The 22,660-nt window shown below is 70.7% G+C and carries 18 protein-coding genes; 5 read left to right on the plus strand and 13 right to left on the minus strand.

Annotated features, from left to right (window positions below):
- Window positions 1-69: 69 nt before the first annotated feature.
- The 4 genes from IE134_RS04280 to IE134_RS04295 form a co-directional block, all read right to left on the minus strand.
- Window positions 70-747 (minus strand): dynein light chain family protein, encoded by a 678-nt coding sequence (locus IE134_RS04280; protein WP_030718338.1) that lies wholly within the window; start codon window positions 745-747, stop codon window positions 70-72.
- Window positions 748-1,127: 380 nt separating this feature from the next.
- Window positions 1,128-3,557: a sodium-translocating pyrophosphatase gene (locus tag IE134_RS04285; protein WP_189429623.1), complete on the minus strand. Its 2,430-nt coding sequence runs from the start codon at window positions 3,555-3,557 to the stop codon at window positions 1,128-1,130.
- Between the two features lie 416 nt (window positions 3,558-3,973).
- A complete protein-coding gene (locus IE134_RS04290; RefSeq protein WP_098016897.1) occupies window positions 3,974-4,408 on the minus strand; it encodes an ATP-binding protein in 435 nt (144 codons plus the stop codon).
- 199 nt (window positions 4,409-4,607) lie between these two features.
- Window positions 4,608-4,961: an STAS domain-containing protein gene (locus IE134_RS04295; protein ID WP_003967428.1), complete on the minus strand. Its 354-nt coding sequence runs from the start codon at window positions 4,959-4,961 to the stop codon at window positions 4,608-4,610.
- 79 nt (window positions 4,962-5,040) lie between these two features.
- Here IE134_RS04295 and sftH point away from each other — a divergent pair, with 79 nt between their 5' ends.
- On the plus strand, window positions 5,041-7,521 hold the full coding sequence (sftH, locus tag IE134_RS04300; RefSeq protein WP_189429624.1) for a DEAD/DEAH box helicase: 2,481 nt from the start codon (window positions 5,041-5,043) through the stop codon (window positions 7,519-7,521).
- Between the two features lie 37 nt (window positions 7,522-7,558).
- Here sftH and IE134_RS04305 read toward each other — a convergent pair whose 3' ends face one another.
- The 7 genes from IE134_RS04305 to ssd form a co-directional block, all read right to left on the minus strand.
- Window positions 7,559-8,233, minus strand: a complete 675-nt coding sequence (locus tag IE134_RS04305) for an Rv3654c family TadE-like protein (protein ID WP_373301882.1) — start codon at window positions 8,231-8,233, stop codon at window positions 7,559-7,561.
- Window positions 8,230-8,727, minus strand: coding sequence for a TadE family type IV pilus minor pilin (locus tag IE134_RS04310; protein WP_229823308.1), 498 nt, complete (start codon window positions 8,725-8,727; stop codon window positions 8,230-8,232). Before IE134_RS04310 ends, IE134_RS04305 begins: the two co-directional genes overlap by 4 nt.
- Window positions 8,714-8,851 (minus strand): DUF4244 domain-containing protein, encoded by a 138-nt coding sequence (locus tag IE134_RS34585; protein WP_023607855.1) that lies wholly within the window; start codon window positions 8,849-8,851, stop codon window positions 8,714-8,716. The genes IE134_RS04310 and IE134_RS34585 overlap by 14 nt, the downstream gene beginning before the upstream one ends.
- A gap of 252 nt (window positions 8,852-9,103) precedes the next feature.
- Complete coding sequence (locus tag IE134_RS04320; protein WP_229823385.1) at window positions 9,104-9,907, minus strand: type II secretion system F family protein; 804 nt, start codon at window positions 9,905-9,907, stop codon at window positions 9,104-9,106.
- A gap of 35 nt (window positions 9,908-9,942) precedes the next feature.
- Window positions 9,943-10,881, minus strand: a complete 939-nt coding sequence (locus IE134_RS04325; protein ID WP_229823388.1) for a type II secretion system F family protein — start codon at window positions 10,879-10,881, stop codon at window positions 9,943-9,945.
- Window positions 10,882-10,886: 5 nt separating this feature from the next.
- Entirely contained in the window at window positions 10,887-12,035 is a 1,149-nt protein-coding gene (locus IE134_RS04330) for a TadA family conjugal transfer-associated ATPase (protein WP_126931084.1), read from the minus strand.
- Complete coding sequence (ssd, locus tag IE134_RS04335; RefSeq protein WP_189429627.1) at window positions 12,032-13,168, minus strand: septum site-determining protein Ssd; 1,137 nt, start codon at window positions 13,166-13,168, stop codon at window positions 12,032-12,034. Before ssd ends, IE134_RS04330 begins: the two co-directional genes overlap by 4 nt.
- A gap of 502 nt (window positions 13,169-13,670) precedes the next feature.
- Between ssd and IE134_RS04340 the strand changes: the two genes are divergently transcribed.
- Entirely contained in the window at window positions 13,671-14,516 is an 846-nt protein-coding gene (locus IE134_RS04340) for an HAD family hydrolase (protein ID WP_098893803.1), read from the plus strand.
- 583 nt (window positions 14,517-15,099) lie between these two features.
- On the opposite strand, the gene IE134_RS04345 is transcribed toward IE134_RS04340, so the two are convergent.
- Window positions 15,100-15,924 (minus strand): Fic family protein, encoded by an 825-nt coding sequence (locus IE134_RS04345; protein WP_189429629.1) that lies wholly within the window; start codon window positions 15,922-15,924, stop codon window positions 15,100-15,102.
- Between the two features lie 102 nt (window positions 15,925-16,026).
- Here IE134_RS04345 and IE134_RS04350 point away from each other — a divergent pair, with 102 nt between their 5' ends.
- Entirely contained in the window at window positions 16,027-17,022 is a 996-nt protein-coding gene (locus tag IE134_RS04350) for an ATP-binding protein (protein WP_189429631.1), read from the plus strand.
- 200 nt (window positions 17,023-17,222) lie between these two features.
- On the opposite strand, the gene IE134_RS04355 is transcribed toward IE134_RS04350, so the two are convergent.
- Entirely contained in the window at window positions 17,223-18,587 is a 1,365-nt protein-coding gene (locus IE134_RS04355) for a polysaccharide deacetylase family protein (protein ID WP_098016862.1), read from the minus strand.
- 381 nt (window positions 18,588-18,968) lie between these two features.
- Here IE134_RS04355 and acs point away from each other — a divergent pair, with 381 nt between their 5' ends.
- Window positions 18,969-20,969 (plus strand): acetate--CoA ligase, encoded by a 2,001-nt coding sequence (gene acs, locus IE134_RS04360; RefSeq protein WP_032782317.1) that lies wholly within the window; start codon window positions 18,969-18,971, stop codon window positions 20,967-20,969.
- A 243-nt stretch (window positions 20,970-21,212) separates the two neighbouring features.
- On the plus strand, window positions 21,213-22,634 hold the full coding sequence (gene nhaA / locus IE134_RS04365) for a Na+/H+ antiporter NhaA (protein ID WP_030718296.1): 1,422 nt from the start codon (window positions 21,213-21,215) through the stop codon (window positions 22,632-22,634).
- Window positions 22,635-22,660: the final 26 nt, after the last annotated feature.

Consider the following 22,660-nt stretch of genomic DNA (forward strand, 5'->3'; position numbering starts at 1 on the left):
GGTCGCACCGACAACGGCAGCGGCCCGGACACCCACCGGGTGTCCGGGCCGCTGCCGGAAGGACAGCGCTCAGGACTTCTTCTCCGAGGACTCCTTCTCGGCGGAGCCCTTGTCCTCCGACTCCTTCTTGTCGGGGGCCGAGCTCTCCGAGGACGCGTCGGCGTCGGCGTCGGCCGCCCCGGAACCGGAGGGACCGGTCGAAGCGGTCTGCTTCTGGCAGCCCTCCTGCTTCGACATCGCGACACCGACCTCGCCGGACTGGAGCTTCTTCAGCGCCTGGTCACCACCGGTGCTGATCTTGTTGAGCTCGTCGGCGATGGTCTTCAGCCCGTCGGCGAACTTGCTCTGCTCCTTGGTGTCGAGTGCGTCGACCTGGGTCTTGAGGTCGGCGTATGCCTTGGAGGAGGCGTTGAGCTCCTTCACCGCAGCCTTCTGCGTGGCCTCGCCGCCGTCGACGGGCGGCGGGCCGGCCGAGTCCACAGCCGTGCCCAGCGCCTTGTACGCCTCGGACATCTCCTGGAAGGCGACCGAGTCGGCCTTCTGGACGTCGGCGGGCTTGTTGTTGTCGCCGGTCTTCTCGAGGATCGAGGCGTTGGCGTTGTTGATCTTCTGGAGTTGCGGCTGAACCTGGTCGCAGACCTTCTTGGCCCAGTCGTTGACCTTGTTGTCGCTGTCGTCGCTGCAGCCCGACAGCGTCAGTACGAGTACCGCACCGCCGGACAGTGCGGCTGCAAGCTTCTTGTTCACCGGATCGGTCCCTTCCAAGGCTCTCGGCCCGGAACTTACACGGCGAGGGGACGACAGCCGGGTGCCGGTCATCCTTTATGCACCCTTTTGAAGCCATTTGCACCAAGGGAAATGAGGGAGATGCCACTCATGGAGAGAACCGTACGCATGAGCGGTAACTCATCCGAATGACGGATTCCGCCTGAGCGGTGTCCGGCGGGAAGGATTCCGCACGCCGGAAGGGACGGACGGGAGCAGCCCCGAAGGGACGCAGGCGGCAGCGAGAAAGAGGCGGACGGGCGGCCCGTCAGCACGAGCCATCCATCCACCTCTTGATCACACGTCACCTCACCTCTCCACGAGGCGGACGCGGACCCTCCCCGACCCCTTTCGCGTACGGGTCACGGAGCCGCGGCCGGATCCGGCGCGGGAACCGAGGGACCGCCGTCCCCCGAGACGTCGTCGTCGCCCACGGCGATGCCCCGCCGCTTGGAGACGTACACCGCGGCGACGATGATCCCGATGGCGACGACGGCCACCAGCGCCCGCACCCAGGGGTTCGCGTCCGCGCCGTAACTGAACTGCACGATCGCCGGGGCGATGAGCAGGGCGACCAGGTTCATCACCTTGAGGAGCGGGTTGATCGCCGGGCCCGCCGTGTCCTTGAACGGGTCGCCGACCGTGTCGCCGATCACGGTCGCGGCATGGGCCTCGCTGCCCTTGCCGCCGTGATGGCCGTCCTCGACGAGCTTCTTGGCGTTGTCCCAGGCCCCGCCGGAGTTGGCGAGGAACACCGCCATCAGCGTTCCGGTGCCGATCGCGCCGGCGAGGTACGAGCCGAGCGCGCCGACGCCGAGGGTGAAGCCGACCGCGATCGGCGCCAGCACCGCGAGGAGCCCGGGCGTGGCCAGTTCCCGCAGGGCGTCGCGGGTGCAGATGTCGACGACGCGTCCGTACTCCGGCTTCTCCGTGTAGTCCATGATCCCGGGGCGCTCGCGGAACTGCCGCCTGACCTCGTAGACCACGGATCCGGCGGACCGGGACACCGCGTTGATGGCGAGCCCGGAGAACAGGAAGACGACCGCCGCGCCCAGGATCAGGCCGACGAGGTTGTTGGGCTGCGAGATGTCCAGGCTCAGCCCGAGCTCGCCCACCCCGGCCCCGACGTCGTCGACCGCCGTGGCGATGGCGTCGCGGTAGGACCCGAAGAGCGCGGCCGCCGCCAGGACGGCGGTGGCGATGGCGATGCCCTTGGTGATGGCCTTGGTCGTGTTGCCGACCGCGTCCAGGTCGGTGAGCACCTGGGCGCCGGCCCCCGTGACGTCCCCGGACATCTCGGCGATGCCCTGGGCGTTGTCGGACACCGGACCGAACGTGTCCATGGCGACGATGACGCCGACGGTGGTGAGGAGCCCCGTCCCGGCGAGCGCGACCGCGAAGAGCGCCAGCATGATCGACGTACCGCCCAGCAGGAACGCCCCGTAGACGCCGAGGCCGATCAGCAGCGCGGTGTAGACGGCCGACTCCAGGCCGATGGAGATGCCCGCGAGCACCACGGTGGCCGGGCCGGTGAGCGAGGACTTCCCGATGTCCCGGACGGGGCGGCGGTTGGTCTCGGTGAAGTAGCCGGTGAGCTGCTGGATGAGCGCGGCCAGGACGATGCCGATGGCGACCGCGACCAGGGCGAAGATCCGCGGGTCGCCGCCGTGCGTGGCGATCGCCTCGTCGCCGACTCCGTCCAGCTCGGCGTACGAGGACGGCAGATAGGTGAAGGCCGCCACGGCCACGAGGCCGAGCGAGATCACCGCGGAGATGAAGAAGCCGCGGTTGATCGCGGTCATCCCGCTGCGGTCGGCCCGGCGCGGGGCGACCGCGAAGATCCCGATCATCGCGGTGACGACACCGATCGCCGGGACCATCAGGGGGAACGCGAGACCGGAGTCGCCGAACGCCGCCGTGCCGAGGATGAGCGCGGCGACGAGCGTCACGGCGTACGACTCGAAGAGGTCGGCGGCCATGCCCGCGCAGTCACCGACGTTGTCGCCCACGTTGTCGGCGATGGTGGCGGCGTTACGCGGATCGTCCTCCGGGATGCCTTGCTCCACCTTGCCCACCAGGTCGGCCCCCACGTCGGCGGCCTTGGTGAAGATCCCGCCACCGACCCTCATGAACATGGCGATGAGCGCCGCACCGAGGCCGAACCCCTCCAGCACCTTGGGCGCGTCGGCGGCGTAGACGAGCACCACACAGGAAGCCCCGAGCAGACCGAGCCCCACCGTGATCATTCCGACCACACCACCGGTACGGAAAGCGATCTTCATCGCTTTGTGCGAGACGGAGGTGAGATCCTTTTCCGGTTCGCCTTCCGCCGGAGTCGCCTCCCGCGCGGCTGCCGCCACCCGCACATTGCTCCGTACGGCGAGCCGCATGCCGATGTATCCGGTCGCCGCCGAGAAAAGCGCACCCACCAGGAAGAAGAGGGAACGCCCCGCGCGCTGCGACCAGTTGTCGGCCGGCAACAGGAACAACAGGAAGAACACGACGACGGAGAAGACACCGACGGTGCGCAGCTGTCGCGCCAGATAGGCGTTCGCACCCTCCTGGACCGCCGCGGCGATCTCCTTCATCCGTTCGGTGCCCTCGCCGGCCGCCAGGACCTGGCGTACGAGCAGCTGGGCGACGATCAGCGCGGCGACGGCGACGACCGCCACGACGATGACGATCAGCCGGTTGCCGTCGGTGAGTGCCGCCGCCGCGAGGGAAGCGGGCCGGTCGGAAAGTGCGGATTCTTGCGTCAGTACTGCCATTGGGGTGGTGAAGAACTCCGCCATACGTCCTCCTTGACGCTCAGCGCTCAAGTCGTGGACGGATTGTAGGGAGCGGAACCTGATCAAAACAGTGGGTGGGAAGAGAATTGATCGCTCTCCCCCCAACGCCGAAAGATCAGCGGAGCGATTCTGCTCGAATGCAGTAATGAGGCAGACGCATTACCCGGAAACCCTCGGCGAGCCCTCGATGAGTCCTCGCCAAGCCCTCGATGAAAAAAGGCCCTGCTCAGCAGGGCCTGGAAAAACGAAACATCACGTCACCCGGACGGCTGGAGACCCACGGAGCTGAGCCCCCGGAACACGGGCAGGGGGCACGGATGCCGGTACGGCCACAGGCACAGGCGCAGGCACGAGCGCGGGCCTCACGGCCGGACCGCGGGCTTCAGGGCGCACCGCAGCTCCAACCCCGGGCCGCAGCTTCAGGACGGAACCGCGGCGTCGGCCGTCGGCCAGCTCATGCGGATCACTCCGCCACCCGCACCGGAACGGACCTCCACGTCGTCGACGAGTCCGCTGATGACCGCGAGGCCCATCTCGTCCTCGCCCTCACCGTCGGCCTCGGAGGCGTCAGGGGCCCCGGAGTCCACCGAATCGGCGCCGGGATCGGGAACGCTGTCCCCGACCTCGATGGAGAACGCCTTCTCCTCCTCGGTCAGCGCGACGCTGACCGGCGCGGTGATGCCGTGACTGCGGTGCAGCCCGACCGCGCGGCTGCACGCCTCGCCGACGGCGAGCCTGACCTCGTCGAGCACCGCCTCGTCCACGCCGGCCCGGCGCGCCACGGCGGCCGCCACCAGGCGGGCCGTCCTGACATGTTCAGGCTGGGCGCTGAAGCGGAGTTCAACGGTGGCCATGCCATCCCCCTCGAACGTTCGGGCGTACGCCTCAGGGGCCCCGGGCGTGTCGCCCGGCACCCCTGCTCTCCTCCTCCGGAAGCCGACAAAGCCGACAGCCGACCCGAAGGTCGACCGCCTGCCCGTCGCGGCCCATGCGCTGCCGCTGCCGGCCTGTTCACTGCCTGCCGACCGGCCCGGAGGCCGGTCCGCTCCGACCTCAGTCGGTGGCGGCGACAGCCTCGTCGACCGTGGTGTGAATCGGGAACACCTTGGTCAGACCCGTGATCCGGAAGATCTTGAGAATGCGCTCCTGGTTGCAGACCAGGCGCAGTGAGCCCTCATGGGCCCGGACACGCTTCAAGCCACCCACGAGCACGCCGAGGCCGGTGGAGTCGAGGAAGTCGACGCCTTCCATGTCGACAACCAAGTGGTAGCTGCCGTCATTCACCAACTCGACCAACTGCTCGCGCAGCTTGGGCGCGGTATACACATCAATCTCGCCACCGACCTCGACGACCGTACGGTCGCCACCAGGGCCGGACACATTGCGAGTCGACAGGGACAGGTCCACGGATCCTCCAGCACCTTGCTATCGAGCGGTCGCCCCTCGGTCTCCCCGACGGAGGCCAGGGGACGGATCGCCAGCCGCGATGGCATTCAATCACTTACCAGCAGCCATGCACGACGCCTTGGGACCATTGTCCGTCACGCCAGTGACACACTCGGTGCCGATGGCCAAGAATCACCGTCCCGGACGACCAGCCGAGAGCAGGGGCTCGCGCCCCTCTCCCGCCATGATCCTCGACCGGCTCGCCACAGGGGCGGGCCGGGCCGCGCGCATCACTCATACGGAGCACCTGCCCCCGAGATCGGGAACCCATGCCATCTGGCCGGATCGCGTGCGGCCAGAAGTGATCTCGGCGATCGAAAAAGCCGGGATCGACCATCCGTGGGCGCATCAGGCGGCCGCGGCCGAGCACGCTCTGGACGGCGAATCGGTCGTGATCGCCACCGGCACGGCCTCCGGAAAGTCCCTCGCGTACCTGGCGCCGGTCCTCAGCACCCTCCTGGACGGCTCGGAGGCCCCGAACGGCCGCGGGGCCACCGCCCTGTACCTCGCCCCCACCAAGGCCCTGGCAGCCGACCAGCGACGCTCGGTGAAAGCGCTGGCGGCCCCGCTCGGCAACGCCGTCAGGCCCGCGGTCTACGACGGCGACACCCCGGTCGAGGAACGCGAATGGGTACGGCAGTACGCCAACTACGTCCTGACCAACCCCGACATGCTGCACCGCGGCATCCTGCCCTCCCATCCCCGCTGGTCCTCGTTCCTGCGCGCCCTGCGGTTCGTCGTGATCGACGAGTGCCACACCTACCGGGGCGTCTTCGGCTCCCATGTCGCCCAGGTACTGCGCCGTCTGCGCCGCCTGAGTGCCCGTTACGGGGCCGATCCGGTCTTCCTGCTCGCCTCGGCCACGGCGGCGGACCCCGCGGTCGCAGCCGGGCGTCTGACGGGCCTGCCGGTCGTCGAGGTGTCCGACGACGCCTCCCCGCGCGGCGAGCTGGTCTTCGCCCTGTGGGAACCCCCGCTGACCGACCTGCACGGCGAGAAGGGCGCCCCCGTACGCCGTACCGCGACGGCCGAGACCGCCGACCTGCTCACCGACCTGACCCTCCAGGGCGTCCGCTCGGTCGCCTTCGTACGCTCCCGGCGTGGCGCGGAGCTGATCTCGGTGATCGCCAAGGAGCGCCTCGCGGAGGTCGACCGCTCGCTGCCGAAGCGGGTCGCCGCCTATCGCGGGGGTTACCTCCCCGAGGAGCGCCGGGCCCTGGAGCGGGCGTTGCACTCCGGCGAGCTGCTCGGCCTGGCGGCCACCACCGCCCTGGAACTCGGCATCGACGTCTCCGGCCTCGACTCGGTGGTCATCTGCGGCTACCCGGGCACACGGGCCTCCCTCTGGCAGCAGGCGGGCCGCGCCGGCCGCTCGGGGGAGGGCGCCCTGGCCGTCCTCGTGGCCCGGGACGACCCGCTGGACACCTATCTGGTGCACCACCCGGAGGCGCTGTTCCGGCAGCCCGTCGAGTCGACGGTGCTGGACCCGGACAACCCCTACGTCCTGGCCCCCCACCTCTGCGCCGCGGCCGCCGAACTCCCCCTCACCGAAGCAGACATCGCGCTCTTCGGCCCCGCCGTGCCCGAACTGCTGCCACAACTGGAGGCGGCGAAACTGCTGCGCAGACGGGCGTCGGGCTGGCACTGGACCCGCCGCGAACGGGCCGCCGACCTCGCCGACATCCGAGGCGGGGGCGGCCGCCCCGTCCAGATCGTCGAGGAGGGCACCGGCCGACTGCTGGGCACCGTCGACGCGGCCGCCGCCCACACGGCCGTCCACGAGGGGGCCGTCCACCTCCATCAGGGCCGCACCCACCTGGTCCGGAAACTGGACCTGGAGGACTCCGTGGCCCTCGTCGAACAGGCCGAACCCCCGTATTCGACAGTCGCCCGCGACACCACCGCCATCACCGTCCTGGAGACCGACACCGAGATCCCCTGGGGTCAGGGCCGGCTCTGCTACGGCTCCGTCGAGGTCACCAATCAGGTCGTCTCCTTCCTCCGCCGCAAACTGATCACCGGGGAGGTCCTGGGCGAGACCAAGCTCGACCTGCCGCCCCGCACCCTGCGCACCCGTGCCGTCTGGTGGACGGTCACCGAGGACCAACTCGACGCCGCCCGCATCAATCCGGAGATCCTCGGCGGCGCGCTCCACGCCGCCGAACACGCCTCGATCGGACTCCTCCCCCTCTTCGCCACCTGCGACCGCTGGGACATCGGCGGCGTCTCCGTACCCCTGCACCCGGACACCCTCCTGCCGACGGTCTTCGTGTACGACGGTCACCCCGGAGGCGCCGGATTCGCCGAGCGGGCCTTCCACACCGCCCGTGCCTGGCTGACGGCGACCCGGGAGGCCATCGCGTCCTGCGAGTGCGAGGCGGGCTGCCCCTCCTGCATCCAGTCCCCCAAGTGCGGCAACGGCAACGAGCCCCTGCACAAACGCGGAGCCGTACGCCTCCTCACCGAACTCCTCAGGGCCGCCCCCGCGGAACCGGACGAACCGACCGCCCCGGCGGACTGACCCGACGAGGAGGAAACCGACGGACACCGACGAGACGTCAGGACCCGGCAGACTCCCACCCGGACCCTGAGCCGAGGGACCCGCCGGAGGCCGGACCCGGAGGCCCGCCGAAGGAACCTGCCGGAGCCGGGACAGGGGGATCGGTCGGAGCCAGGACGAGGGGATCCGTCGAAGCCAGGACGGGGGGATCGGTCGGAGCCCCGGCCGAGGGACCCGCCGGAGGCCCGGCCCGGGCCCTGACGGTGGGTAGGTAGGGCCCGAATCCCGCGCGGGCGGTCACATCGGCGACCTCCCCCTGCACCGCGCAGCGAACGACCGCTGCGTCCTGCGCCAGAGCCACTCTCCGGGCCGCCTCACACGCGGCCTCCGTCCCCTCCAACGCCCGGTCCGCCGCCGCCAGGGCCGCCAGATCCGCGGCCCCGCCCGCCCGGTGACGGGCAGCCACGGCCTGTCCCAGCGCGAGCACCACGGCGAACACGGTGCACAGTCCGGCCGCGGTCACAGCCACCCACACGGTCGCCAAGCCCCGGTCCGCACCACGGCTCATGCCCGTGCGCCGGCCCCGGTCCGGGCCCTGGCCCCGGCCCAGGCTCGGGTCCCGGCCTGAGCCCTGGCCCAGGCCCCAACCGCAGTCCCACCGCCGCAACGCGCCCCGCCCCACGCCCAGGCCAAGGGCACCCAGCCCCGGGCCCCCAAGCCCCCTCGCCCTCATGGCGCGGCACCCCCCACCGTGTCCTCCGCCAGGGCAGCCGCCTCGGCGCTCAACGTCAGGGCCAGCACCCCCGGGCCCCGGGTCGGCGCCTCCACGCGGACGCGCCACAGATCTCCCGCCCGCCCCATCTCGACCCGGGCCCCCGGGGGCGCCGTATCACGCGCGGCATCCAGCACCGCCGTCTCCGGCTCCGAACGAGCCACGGCCCGAGCCCCTGCCCGTGCCGCATCCACGCACCGGATCTGGTCCGCGGCAGCCATCAACGCCCAGAGCAGGGCCAGGGCGAACGCCACCAGCACCGGGATCGCCACAGCCGCCTCCGCGGTCACCGCGCCCCGGTCGCCGGCCCGGCCACCGCGCGGGGACCGCCCCCGGTACCGCCCCCGAGCGGCACCCCGCGAGAGCCCCCGGCCGAGACACCGGAAGAGGCACCGGCACCTTTCCGTGGACCGGGCCCCCGGACCTGGCCCCGGCCGATTCTCAGAACTTCGCATCGAGTGCGTCCTCGACCAGTGACTGCAGCGCCGACAGCACCGGCCCGCTGTTCACCACCTTGTAGAGCACCGCCGCGAAGGCACACGCCGCGATCGTTCCCACCGCGTACTCGGAAGTGGTCATCCCCCGATCGGACCGGCCGAGCCGACCCGCCCACCGCACGGACCACTTCGCCCGCCGGTCCGGCCACCCCGTGAACAGCCGTCCCCCGCGCACAGCGCCGACGGCCCGGTCCCAGAACTTCGTTTCCATTTCATCCCCCGATGAGCATCGATGACGAGCGGGCGCCCGAACGGAACACCCGTGAGTGACAGCGAAAATGAATGACCGCCAGATCGACCGGCAGGCAGCCGCGGGCCGCGAACCGTGCGCGGCCTACCGGCCCGGACCGCCGGTCGCGAGCAGATCGCCGGCCAGGCCGATGATCACCGGCGCCACCCCGACCGCCAGGAAGGCGGGAAGGAAGCAGAGGCCGACCGGCGCGGTGATCAGCACCCCGGCCCGTTGCGCCCGTGCCACTGCCGCGGCGGCTCGCTCGGCGCGTATCGACGCGGCCAGCCTGGCAATGGGCTCCGCCGCCGGGGCCCCCGTCGCACCTGCCCGGTGCAGACAGCGGGCCAGCGGGCCTGCACCCGGTATCTCCCCGAACCGGCCCCACGCCTCGGCCGGTTCGCCGCCGAGCCGGATCTCGACGGCGGTTCGGGCGAGCCGGTCTCCGACCGGGCCGCCGATGGATCGGCCCACCTCCTCGGCCGCCTCCCGGGGACCGGCCCCGACCGCGACACAGGCGGCCAGCAGATCCGCGGCCAGGGGGAGCTGCCCGGAGATCACGGCGCGCTCCGGAGGGCTGTGGCCGGGACGGCCACGGGGGCGAGTCCTCTGCCACCGCCACGTCCCGTACGCCGCGGCCGCCCCGACCGCGCAGCCCAGCACACCGCCGACCAGAATCCATCCGGTCAGCCAGGCCCCGCCCGGAGCCGCCCACCGCCGAGCGCCCTCGGAAAGGCGCGGACCACCGCTCGACCTGAGCCGCGCGACCAGTCGGCCCCGCCCGCCGGGCCTCGGGGTCGCGTCCACTCCCAACAACTGCGCACCCCGCCCACGCATCGCTCGCTTCCGACATCTGGCAGCGATCATGGCTGCCACCTGCGCCACCGCTCCCAGCACCACCGCCGACATCCCCAGGCTGTGGAGAACTTCTCCGCCCACCGCGTTCACGCCGCCTCCCCTCCGCGCACGATTCGGCGGGCCCAGTACAGCCCGGCCGCCTCCAGGAAGGAGCCCACCGCCAGACACGCCAGGCCGCCCGGGGTGTGCAGCAGTACGCGGAGGGGCTCGGCACCGAGGGCCGCACCCAACCCCAGACCCGCGACGGGAAGCAGTGCCAGGACCACGACCGTCGACCACGCCCCCGCCAGCTGGGCGCGCAACTCGTCCCGTTTGCGCCGGTCCTCCCGCAGCGCGGCCTCCAGGCGCTCCAGCCCGGTCGCCAGGCCCGCCCCGCCGTCCACGGCCACCCGCCAGCACGCGGCCATCCCGGACAGGCCGCCCATCCCCGGGCTCTCCGCCGCCTGCCGCAACGCGGCCGGCACATCGCCGCCGAACCGTGCCGCCGCCAGCACCGCCGCCTCCGCCTCCCCCAGCCTGCTGCCGGAGGCGCCCGCCGCCGCAGATCCGTCTTCCGCGAGGCCTTCTCTCAGGGCTACGAGCAACGCCTGCCCCGGCTCGCGCCCGGCCCGAAGCTCCCCGACCACGGCTCCGCACAACGCCGCGACCGCGATCGCGCCCCTCTCCGCCTCCTGCGCTCCAGCCCGCCTCAGCAGCCATCGGCGTACCAGCGGGACCACCATGGCTCCCGCGACCAGCGGCAGCACCGAACTCCCCAGCACCGCGAGGACGACCGCGCCCGGAACGCACCACCACTCCCGACGCTTTCGGGCCGCTTCCGTCAGGCGCCCCCATGCCTCGACCAGACGTAACGACCGGCCCCACGTCCTACGCGGCTCGGGCGGAGCGTCCACGAACAGCACCCGCGCCCGCCGGACGCCCGGGTCCCGCGTCATCGCGAGCCACACCGCCGATCCCGCGCAGAGAGCCACCGCGTGAGCCCCGTACGCCGATGTCACCGCTGCCGCCGTCGTCGTCATCTCCATCGCCGTCACAGCGCACCCCCGATCAGCGACCGCAGCCGTTCCCATCCCCGCTCCGGAACGAAGCCCCCGACGCCCCAGCTCAGGGCCGGGACCGTGAGGACGAGACCCGCGGCATCCCGCTCCAGGACGTGCACCTCGGCGACCCGTCGTTGCCCCGCACGATCCCGTGCGAGATGAACGACCACCGAGAGCGCAGCCGACAACTGGCTGTGCAGGGCGACCCGGTCGAGGCCGGCCGCGGTGCCCAGCGCCTCCAGTCGGGCGGGGACATGCTCGGCGGCGTTCGCGTGAACGGTGCCGCACCCTCCCTCGTGCCCGGTGTTCAAAGCGGCCAGCAGTTGGGTGACTTCGGCGCCGCGCACCTCGCCGACCACCAGACGGTCGGGTCTCATGCGCAAGGCCTGCCGCACCAGATCGCGCAACGTCACGCGGCCCGCGCCCTCCTGATTGGCCGGACGGGACTCCAGGCGGACCACGTGCGGATGGTCCGGTCGCAGTTCGGCGGAGTCCTCGGCGAGCACGATTCGCTCGTTCACACCGACCGCGCCCAGCAGACTGGAGAGAAGCGTCGTCTTGCCTGCCCCGGTGCCCCCACTGATCACATAGGAGATCCGGGCTTCCACGAGGGCACGCAGGATCCGGTCGCCGCCCGGCGGCACCGTGCCCGCGTCCACCAACTCCGTGAGCGAGAAGGCCCGCGGCCGCACAACGCGCAGGGAGAGGCAGGTCGAGCCGACGGCCACCGGGGGCAGTACCGCGTGCATCCGTGTGCCGTCGGGCAGCCGTGCGTCCACCCAGGGCCGTGCGTCGTCCAGCCTCCTGCCGGCCACCGCCGCTAGACGCTGGGCCAGCCTCCGGACCGCCGCCGCGTCCGAGAAGGTGACGCCCGTCAGTTGGAGCCCGCCGCCCCGGTCCACCCACACCCGGTCCGGTGCGGACACCAGCACATCGGTCACCTCGGGATCCGCGAGCAACGGCTCCAGCACGCCCGTGCCGACGAGTTCGCCGCGCAGCTCCTCTGCTGCTCCGAGCACCTCGGCATCCCCCAGCAGCCGTCCCTGGGCCCGCAGGGCGGCGGCCACTCCCGCCGGTGTGGGAGCGGCACCGCTGCGTGCCAGCCGCTGACGTACGGCGTCGAGCAGTTCGTCCGTCATGCCGTCCCTCCCCCGGGCGGGCCGGTCACGGGGCTCGTGTCGCCGGCCACCGCCACCTGGTCCCAGAAAGCTGCGCAGAACCGGGCCAGCGAGCCCCGGGCGTTGCCACCGGGCGGGGTGCCGTCGTCCTGGGAGTCCAGCAGGCCAGATTCCCAAGGGAGTTCGCCGACGAGCGGAAGACCGACGGCCCGGGCGACCCACCGCCCGTCCAGTCCCGACGCATACGGCCCCCGGGGCACCACCCGCAGGTCGTCCAGCACCATTCCGGCCGTGGACGCGACGCGCTTGGCCGCTGCCACCGCGCGCAGTTCGCCCGGCACCACGAGCAGTCCCAGATCGAGTTGGGCCAAGGCTTCGGCGACTCCCTCGTCGACCCGGCGCGGGAGGTCGACGACCACCACTCCGCCGAGTCGGCGCGCGGCGGCGAGGACCGCCCGCATCGCCTGCGGCGGGATCACCACCTCGTCGTCGCGTCCCCAGCTCAGCACCCGCAGCCCGTGGAGCGCGGGCAGCGAGTCCTCGAGGGCCCCGCCCCCGAGCCGCCCCTTCGACTGCGCGAAATCCGGCCACCGCATGCCCTCGGCCCGTTCGCCGCCGAGCAGGACGTCGATGCCGCCTCCCAGCGGGTCGGCGTCGATCAGCATCGTCCGCCGACCGGACCTCGCCGCACTCACGGCAAGGGCGCAGGCCAGCGTCGATGCGCCGGAGCCGCCCCGGCCGCCCATCACGCCGACGGTCAGCGCGGGCCGTCCCACGCCCTCGGCGGCATTGGCGATCTGATCGACGAGCCAGCCCTCGGAATCCGGCAGCCGCAGCACATACTCGGCCCCGATCTCCACCGCCCGCCGCCATACGTCCGGGTCGTCCTGGTCCCGGCCGACCAGCATCACCCCCTTCCTCCGGCCGGCGCCCCGGCATCGCGCGGCGGCGTCATCGCCCACCAGCACCATCGGGGCCCGCTCCCAGCTGCCACGACGCCCGGGCGGCCTGTGATGGACCTCCGGCTCGGCACCGGCCGCCGCGCACAGCCGCAGCAGGTCGTCGAGCAGCTCCACGTCCTCCGTCACGATCAGCGGGCCGCCGCGCCGCCCGCCGACGGCCGTCGCCTCTTCCCCTGCGAGGGATCCAGCCACGATCTCCGCCCCCTTCTCACTGCCCCTTCAGTGCGGTTCGCGGTGTTCTCGGAGCGTTTCCGAGATGCGCGATTCCGGCCCCCGCGGACTTCGCGGGTGGAATCAACGTGCAGCACGACGGAAAAACATGTGGATCTTGATGAAAAACTGTGGACAACCCCAGGGTTGTGAATAACTTCGTCACCCATACCAGCGACTTCCGGAGCGCAGCCTCCTGGCTACACACTGTGACGAGAGGAGTCGCACGAAGGCCAGCTCACACGATCAGGCCGATGACGGCCAGACGGGAGACATAAGGTGGTTTCCGCCCCTAAAACGCGTCCGGACATGCGACGACCCCCGCCGGGGGGGAGAGCGGGGGTCGTCCCCACGGCCGACTCGGGGGGGGGAGGAGTCGGACCGGGTTAGCACGGTCGCGAACGATCCGTGACTTCCATGGTGTACCCGAGGCCCTTCTCAGGCAAACCCACGCGCCGGAGTTTACGCCGAATGGTGGGCCCCTATGCTCAGCGTTGTGGAAAACTGCTTCTCGCCGCGCACAGCAGCCTTCTTTGACCTGGACAAGACGGTCATTGCGAAGTCTTCGACGCTGACCTTCAGCAAGTCCTTCTACCAAGGCGGACTGATCAACCGCCGCGCTGTACTGCGCACCGCGTACACACAGTTCGTGTTCCTCGCCGGGGGCGCCGATCACGACCAGATGGAGCGGATGCGTGAATACCTCTCCGCCCTCTGCAAGGGGTGGAACGTCCAGCAGGTCAAGGAGATCGTCGCCGAGACCTTGCACGACCTGATCGACCCGATCATCTACGACGAGGCCGCCACCCTCATCGAGGAACACCACACGGCAGGGCGCGACGTGGTCATCGTCTCGACCTCGGGCGCCGAAGTCGTCGAGCCCATCGGCGAACTGCTCGGCGCCGACCGGGTCGTCGCCACGCGCATGGTCGTCGGCGACGACGGCTGCTTCACGGGAGAGATCGAGTACTACGCCTACGGACCCACCAAGGCCGAGGCCGTGAGGGCGCTCGCCATCTCGGAGGGGTACGACCTTTCGCGCTGCTACGCCTACAGCGACTCGGCGACCGACGTGCCGATGCTGGAGTCGGTCGGCCATCCGCACGCGGTCAACCCCGACCGCGCGCTGCGCCGCGAAGCGACCCTTCGCGAGTGGCCGATTCTCGTCTTCAACCGCCCGGTCCGGCTCAAGCAGCGCCTGCCCGCCTTCTCGATGCCGCCGCGCCCCGCCCTCGTGGCGGCGGCCGCAGTCGGCGCGGCGGCCGTCACCGCCGGGCTGGTCTGGTACGCCAGTCGCCGCCGTACCGCCGGGGCAGTCCTGCCCGGGTGAAGCCGAAGCCAGGCGACAACCCTCGTCCGATTCGCCCTTGATTGAACCTAAAAGTAAAGAAGCGAGGCCAGGGGTTTCCGTTCCCCTGGTCCTGGAGTACAAAGGACATAACGGCCCGCGAGACCAAGGACATCCGCGAGGATGACCTGTTGTACGCAGAACGGCCCCACGGACCGCGCACGAGAGCCGAGCACCCACGCGACGTCGACCCGTCGAATACGGGCCAGCCGCACCAGGTGACGGGCAAAGTACCCGACCTGATGGGCAATTTACGAGGACGCTTGGTAACTGGGCCGACGTGCCAGCGGCGGTACCGCACTCCGGTACCGCCGCAACCCTTGCACCGGGCCATCGCCCCTGGGTCCCACCAGCACCATCGCCTTCGGACCCCGGGCCGCCCGCCGCCCCCTTGCACCCGCACCATCACCTTCGGGCCCGGGCAACCCCCTTGCACCCGCGCCATCCCCCTCCGGCTTGACCGCCCCCTCGCACCGGGCCGGAGCCCTGACCGGTTCGGCGCCCTGGGCCGGGCCCCCGCACCCCTGGCCGAGCCATCACCCCGGAGCGGGCCATCGCCGGACCGTCAGGCGGCGCCTCGTTGGAGCGCCTCGCACACTGCGGTCGACTCGCGCACACCCAGCTCGATCGAGCGCCCGCAGTGGGCGATCCAGGCGGCCATGCCCTCGGGGGTTCCGGCCGTGTAGCCCTCGAACGCCGCGACATAGGCCGCCCGGCCCTGTTCCGCGTGTCCCACCTCGGCCGGGCAGATCGACTTCGGGTCCAGCCCGCTGCCGATCAGCACGATGCGCTCGGCCGTCCGGGCCACCAGACCGTTGTGCGAGCCGAAGGGGCGCAGCGCCAGCAGTTCACCGTGCACCACGGCGGCCGTGATCAGGGCGGGGGCGCTGCCGCCCGCGATGATCAGGCCCGAGAGCCCTTCGAGTCGCCCGGCGACCTCCCCGGCTCCGGGAAGCGGTGCCTCGATCAGGGGCTCGTCCACGGCCTCGCCCGCCAGCCGAGGGCGCCCCACCGCGTCGTCGGAGGTCGCCCCGCCGGCCGCCACCAGATGCAGCCGGGCCAGCACCCGCAGCGGTGACTGCCGCCAGACGGAAAGGAGTTGCCCCGCCTCGGCCGTGAGTCGCAGCGCCGCACCGACGGTGCGCGCCTCGTCCTCCCCGCTGAAGTCGGTACGCCGACGAACCTCTTCAAGGTTCCAGTCGGCACCGGCCAGTGCGGCCGAACCACGAGAACCCCGCAGTGCGGCTTCGGCCGTGACCTCATTGCTGCGGCGCCGCATGACGCGGTGGCCGTAGACCCGGTCGACGGCCTTGCGCACGGAGTCCACGGCATCGGGCACACCTGGCAGGGAAGCGAGCGCGGCAAGCGGGTCTGAGGCAGTCGTACTCATAAGTAGCGAGGCTACGCGCCCGCCCCACCCGGACCACCCTCAAGTGGCCATCTTCACGAACGATGACAGCGCACCGCAATGGAGCCACTACCCTAGGTGAACATGAAGATCGCTTTCGTCGGGAAGGGCGGCAGCGGAAAGACCACGCTGTCCTCGCTCTTCATCCGCCACCTCGCCGCCAACGAAGCCCACGTCATCGCCGTGGACGCCGATATCAACCAGCACCTGGGGGCAGCCCTCGGACTGGACGACGCGGAGTCCGCCGCGCTGCCCGCCATGGGCGCCTACCTCCCCCTCATCAAGGACTACCTGCGGGGCGCCAACCCCCGTATCGCTTCCGCCGAGACGATGATCAAGACCACTCCGCCCGGCGAGGGCTCCCGGCTGCTGCGGGTCCGCGAGGACAACCCGATCTTCGATGCCTGTGCGCGTACGGTGCGGCTCGACGACGGAGACATCCGGCTGATGGCGACGGGCCCCTTCACGGAGTCCGACCTCGGCGTCGCCTGCTACCACTCCAAGGTCGGGGCCGTGGAGCTCTGCCTCAACCACCTGGTCGACGGCCCCGACGAGTACGTCGTGGTCGACATGACGGCGGGCTCGGACTCGTTCGCCTCGGGCATGTTCACCCGCTTCGACATGACGTTCCTGGTCGCGGAGCCGACCCGGAAGGGGGTGTCGGTGTACCGCCAGTACAAGGAGTACGCACGCGACTTCGGCGTCGCCCTGAAGGTCGTCGGGAACAAGGTGCAGGGCCCGGACGACCTGGATTTCCTGCGTGCGGAGGTCGGCGACGACCTGCTGATCGGGATCGGTCACTCCGACTGGGTCCGGTCGATGGAGAAGGGGCGGCCGTCCAGGTTCGAGCTGCTGGAGGCCGACAACCGGATGGCCCTGCAGACGCTGCAGGACACCGCCGAGGACTCGTACGAGCTGCGCGACTGGGAGCGCTACACACGCCAGATGGTGCACTTCCACCTGAAGAACGCCGAGAGCTGGGGCAACGAGAAGACCGGCGCCGACCTGGCGGCCCAGGTCGACCCGGCCTTCGTACTCGACGAACGGCACGCCGGGGCGGGCGTCGCGGCACCCGCCTGAAGCGACGCCTGGGAGCCGTCGCGGAACGCCGGCCCCTGAGCACCGACCCACGAACGTCGGCCCCAAAGCACCGGCCCCCGAGCGTCGTTCGCCGGCCACCCCAGGGTGACCGGCGAACGACGCGGCGATGCAGCGACCGCGGCGAAGCAGTGGTGCAGTGACCGCGGTGGTGCGGCGACCGCGGTGCGGTCAGTCGGGATTCAGCCGGTCGCCCCGGCGGGAGGCGCACCCGCGTCGGCCTCCGCGGGCTTCTCGGCGGGCTTCCCCGCCGGCTTCCCCTCGGGCTGCGCGGCGCCCGGCTGCTTGCCGAGGTAGGACGACCAGCCCGTCTTCGGAGCCTCGCCGACGCCGAGCGTCGTGAGCTTGGCCAGCGTCTTCGGGTCCTGCGCGTCCAGCCAGTCGACGAGCTGCCGGAAGGACACGCAGCGCACACCTTCCTTGGTGCACACGTTCGCGATGGTCTCCTCGACGGCGCGCATATAGGTGCCACCGTTCCAGGACTCGAAGTGGTTGCCGATGATCAGGGGCGCCCGGTTGCCCTCGTACGAGCGGTCGAAGGCCTGGAGCAGCCCGTCCCGCATCTGGTTCCCCCAGTACTCGTGCTGGGAGGGGTCGCCCTGGGTGGTCGTCCCGGACTGGTTGACCATGAAGTTGTAGTCCATCGAGAGGGTCTCGAAGGCGCGGCCGGGCATCGGGACGAGCTGGAGCGGGATGTCCCAGACCCCGCCCTTCTTCTGGGGCCAGACCTGGTTGCCGACGCCGCTGGAGTCGTAGCGGAAGCCCATGGTCCGGGCGGCGGCGACCATGTTGTCCTTGCCTTCGAGGCAGGGGGTGCGGGCGCCGATCAGTTCCTTCTCGTAGTCGAAGGGGAGCGGCGCCTCGCCCTTCAGCTCCGGGGTGTTGGTCTTCCAGCCCTTGACGAAAGCTTTCGCCTGGCTGATTTCGCTCTCCCACTCATCGACGGACCAGGTCCCGACGCCGCCGTCCGCGCCGCAGAAGTGGCCGTTGAAGTGGGTGCCGATCTCGTTGCCGTCCTTCCAGGCGGCTCGGACCTCGGCGAGGGTGTCGCGGATGCCCTCGGTGTCGTTGAAGCCGATGTCGGAGCGGCCCGGCGCGTGCTGGGGCGGGTTGTAGAGGTCCTTCTTCTCCTCCGGCAGCAGGTACACGCCGCTCAGGAAGTACGTCATCTTGGCGTTGTACTTCTTGGCCACGCCGCGGAAGTGCGAGAAGAGCTTCTGGCTGTCCTCCCCGGCTCCGTCCCAGGAGAACACCACGAACTGGGGCGGCTTCTCGCCGGGAGCGAGACGTTCGACGGCCGGCACGTTCGGCTGGACGCCGGTGAAGGCGGTGGAGCCGTCCCCGATGAGCTTGACCGCGTTCTTCGGGGCGTTGGCCGGTGGGTTCTCCTTGGCGCCGTGGGCGCCCTTCTCCGCGTCGGTCTCCGCACCTCCGGACGCCGATCCTCCGGCTCCGCTGCCGGACACAGAGCCGGAACAGCCCGCGAGAACGGCGACCAGGGCCGTGGACATGACGCCCATGGCGATCCTCTTCGTGGCGGCCATCATCCGCCCACCCTCTTCCTTGCAGGTCATGTGCGCCGAAGTGCATAGAAGTGCGCCGAAGTGCGGCGAAGTACCGACGGCGGCGCGGCCAAATTCGCACGCAGCCCCGCACGGGCAAGGGCGACATACCGAATGAAAAGCTTTTTATTCACTAATAGGAGTTATCGAATAGCCCGAACGCCTCCGGTCTGAACCGGACGGACCCGAAGCCCGTGCCATCAGATGACCCCGGATGACCCTGTTCGGATGGCCGGAAATGTCGCGCGCCTCGCGTCGTTCGGCGGCTCTCGAACGCGGAGCGGGATCATGGCCCCATACACGAGAACACAGGTCTAAACCAATTCCCGGCAGGCCCTTGTCACCCGGCCTCGCGCCTGATGAGCTATGCCCCGGGACACAACGGACACCCTGGGACTGGGAGAAGTCGTGAGTAACGAGAGCCTGGCCAACCTGCTTCGGGAAGAGCGGAAGTTCGCTCCGCCTGCCGAGCTGGCCGCCAACGCCAACGTCACCGCAGAGGCGTACGAGCAGGCCGAGGCGGACCGGCTGGGCTTCTGGGCCGAGCAGGCCCGCCGCCTGACGTGGGCCACCGAGCCGACCGAGACCCTCGACTGGAGCAACCCGCCCTTCGCCAAGTGGTTCGCGGACGGCAAGCTGAACGTCGCGTACAACTGCGTGGACCGCCACGTCGAGGCGGGCAACGGCGACCGGGTCGCCATCCACTTCGAGGGCGAGCCGGGCGACAGCCGGGCCATCACCTACGCGGAGCTGAAGGACGAGGTCTCCCGGGCCGCCAACGCCCTCACCGAGCTGGGCGTCGGCAAGGGCGACCGGGTGGCCGTCTATCTGCCGATGATCCCCGAGGCCGCCGTCGCGATGCTGGCCTGTGCCCGCATCGGCGCCGCGCACTCCGTGGTCTTCGGCGGCTTCTCGGCCGACGCCATCGCCGCCCGTATCAAGGACGCGGACGCCAAGGTCGTCATCACGGCCGACGGCGGCTACCGCCGCGGCAAGCCCTCCGCGCTGAAGCCCGCCGTCGACGACGCCGTATCCCGGTTCGACACCGTCGAGCACGTCCTCGTCGTCCGCCGCACCGGTCAGGACACCGCCTGGACCGAGGGCCGTGACGTCTGGTGGCACGAGATCACCGCCCGGCAGTCCGCCGAGCACACCCCCGAGGCCTTCGACGCGGAGCAGCCGCTCTTCATCCTCTACACCTCGGGCACCACGGGTAAGCCGAAGGGGATCCTGCACACCTCCGGCGGCTACCTCACCCAGGCCTCGTACACGCACCACGCGGTCTTCGACCTCAAGCCGGAGTCCGACGTCTACTGGTGCACCGCCGACATCGGCTGGGTGACCGGCCACTCGTACATCGTCTACGGGCCGCTGGCCAACGGCGCGACCCAGGTCATGTACGAGGGCACCCCGGACACCCCGCACCAGGGCCGGTTCTGGGAGATCGTGCAGAAGTACGGCGTCACGATCCTCTACACCGCCCCGACGGCGATCCGTACGTTCATGAAGTGGGGCGACGACATCCCCGCCAAGTTCGACCTGTCCTCGCTCCGCGTCCTCGGTTCGGTCGGTGAGCCGATCAACCCCGAGGCCTGGATGTGGTACCGGAAGAACATCGGCGCCGACAAGTGCCCCATCGTGGACACCTGGTGGCAGACCGAGACCGGCGCGATGATGATCTCGCCGCTGCCCGGTGTGACGGAGACGAAGCCGGGAAGCGCCCAGCGCGCGCTGCCGGGCATCTCCGCCACCGTCGTGGACGACGAGGCCAACGAGGTGCCGAACGGCGGGGGCGGCTACCTCGTCCTCACCGAGCCGTGGCCCTCCATGCTCCGCACCATCTGGGGCGACGACCAGCGCTTCATCGACACCTACTGGTCGCGCTTCGCGGGCAAGTACTTCGCGGGCGACGGTGCGAAGAAGGACGAGGACGGCGACGTCTGGCTGCTCGGCCGGGTCGACGACGTCATGCTCGTCTCCGGGCACAACATCTCGACCACCGAGGTCGAGTCGGCCCTCGTCTCCCACCCGTCGGTCGCCGAGGCCGCCGTGGTCGGCGCGGCCGACGAGACGACCGGTCAGGCCATCGTGGCGTTCGTGATCCTGCGCGGTACGGCGACCGCGTCCGACGAACTGGTCGCGGAGCTGCGCAACCACGTCGGGGCGACGCTCGGCCCGATCGCCAAGCCCAAGCGGGTGCTGCCGGTCGCCGAGCTGCCGAAGACCCGGTCCGGCAAGATCATGCGTCGCCTGCTGCGTGATGTCGCCGAGAACCGCGAGCTGGGCGACGTCACGACGCTGACCGACTCCTCGGTGATGGACCTGATCACCACCCAGCTGCCGGCCTCCTCGTCCGACGAGGACTGACGACACGGGACCGCTGCACGCGTACGGCTCCGATGGGCACCCGGCGACACGCCGGGTGCCCATCGGGCTTTCGGGCCGATGATCACCTCGTACGATCACGCCCCCGCACGCCCCAGGTAGGGTGGACGCTCCACCGACACATTCGGACAACTTCAGAGAACATCTCCACAGGGGCGCCGGGAAGTCTGGTCGGCATGTCGACCCACCATGCCCGTACGCCGTCCCCGCCTGGAGGTTTCTCCCGTGGCACCGCCCACCCAGGACACCCCGCCCACTCCTGCCCCGCCGCGCCGCCCGCTGCTCGGCAGGCTCTCGCTCCCCGAGCGGAACTACGTGGCGGAGGCCCTCCGCACCGAGACGGTCGGTGGCGTACTGCTGCTGGTGGCGGCGGTCGCCGCACTCGTCTGGGCCAACACCTTCGGCGGCTCGTACAAAGAGGTCAGCGGCTTCCACTTCGGTCCCGGCGCCCTCGGCCTGGACCTCTCCGTGGCGCACTGGGCGGCGGACGGGCTGCTCGCCGTCTTCTTCTTCGTCGCCGGTGTGGAGCTGAAGCGCGAACTGGTCGCGGGCGAACTCCGCGATCCGAAGGCCGCGGCTCTCCCCGTGGTGGCGGCCCTGTGCGGCATGGCCGTGCCCGCCCTCGTCTACTTCCTCACCACCGTCATCGGCGGCGGCTCGACGGACGGCTGGGCGGTCCCGACGGCGACCGACATCGCCTTCGCCCTCGCCGTACTCGCGGTCATCGGCACGTCGCTGCCGTCCGCACTGCGCGCCTTCCTGCTCACTCTGGCCGTCGTCGACGACCTCTTCGCGATCCTGATCATCGCGGTGTTCTTCACCTCGGACCTGAACTTCCTGGCCCTCGGCGGGGCCGTCCTCGGCCTGGTCGTCTTCTACCTCCTCCTCCGTTTCGACGTACGCGGCTGGTACGTCTACGTCCCGCTCGCCCTGGTCATCTGGGGCCTGATGTACAACAGCGGCGTCCACGCCACCATCGCCGGTGTCGCCATGGGCCTGATGCTGCGCTGCACCCGGCGCGAGGGCGAGCAGCACTCCCCCGGTGAGCACATCGAGCACCTCGTCCGCCCGCTGTCGGCCGGGATCGCCGTCCCGCTGTTCGCCCTGTTCTCGGCCGGGGTCTCGGTGAACGGCGAGGCGCTGGCCGGCGTCTTCACCCGGCCCGAGACGCTCGGCGTCGTCCTCGGTCTCGTCGTCGGCAAGACCGTCGGCATCTTCGGCGGCACCTACCTCGCCGCCCGCTTCACCAAGGCGGAGCTGAACAAGGACCTGGCCTGGGCCGACGTCCTCGCGCTCGCCTCGCTCGCCGGCATCGGCTTCACCGTCTCGCTGCTCATCGGCGAACTCGCCTTCGAGGGCGACCCGGAAATGGTCAACGAGATCAAGGCCGCCGTCCTGCTCGGCTCGCTGATCGCGGCGACGCTCGCCTGTGTCCTGCTCAAGCTCCGCGTCCGCAAGTACAAGGAGCTGTACGAGGCCGAGGAGCTGGACGAGGACGAATCCGGGGTACCGGATGTCTACGAGCAGGATGATCCGGAATATCACCTGCGGATGGCCGCCATCCACGAGCGCAAGGCGGCCGAACACCGCCGTCTCGCCGAAGAACGGGCGGGGGCAGCGAGCGACAAGCCGAACAGTCCGGCATGATCTGACATCGGATGTGTCGAAGACGG

Origin of the sequence: Streptomyces rubiginosohelvolus (assembly GCF_014649875.1) — a bacterium.
GTDB lineage: Bacteria > Actinomycetota > Actinomycetes > Streptomycetales > Streptomycetaceae > Streptomyces > Streptomyces rubiginosohelvolus.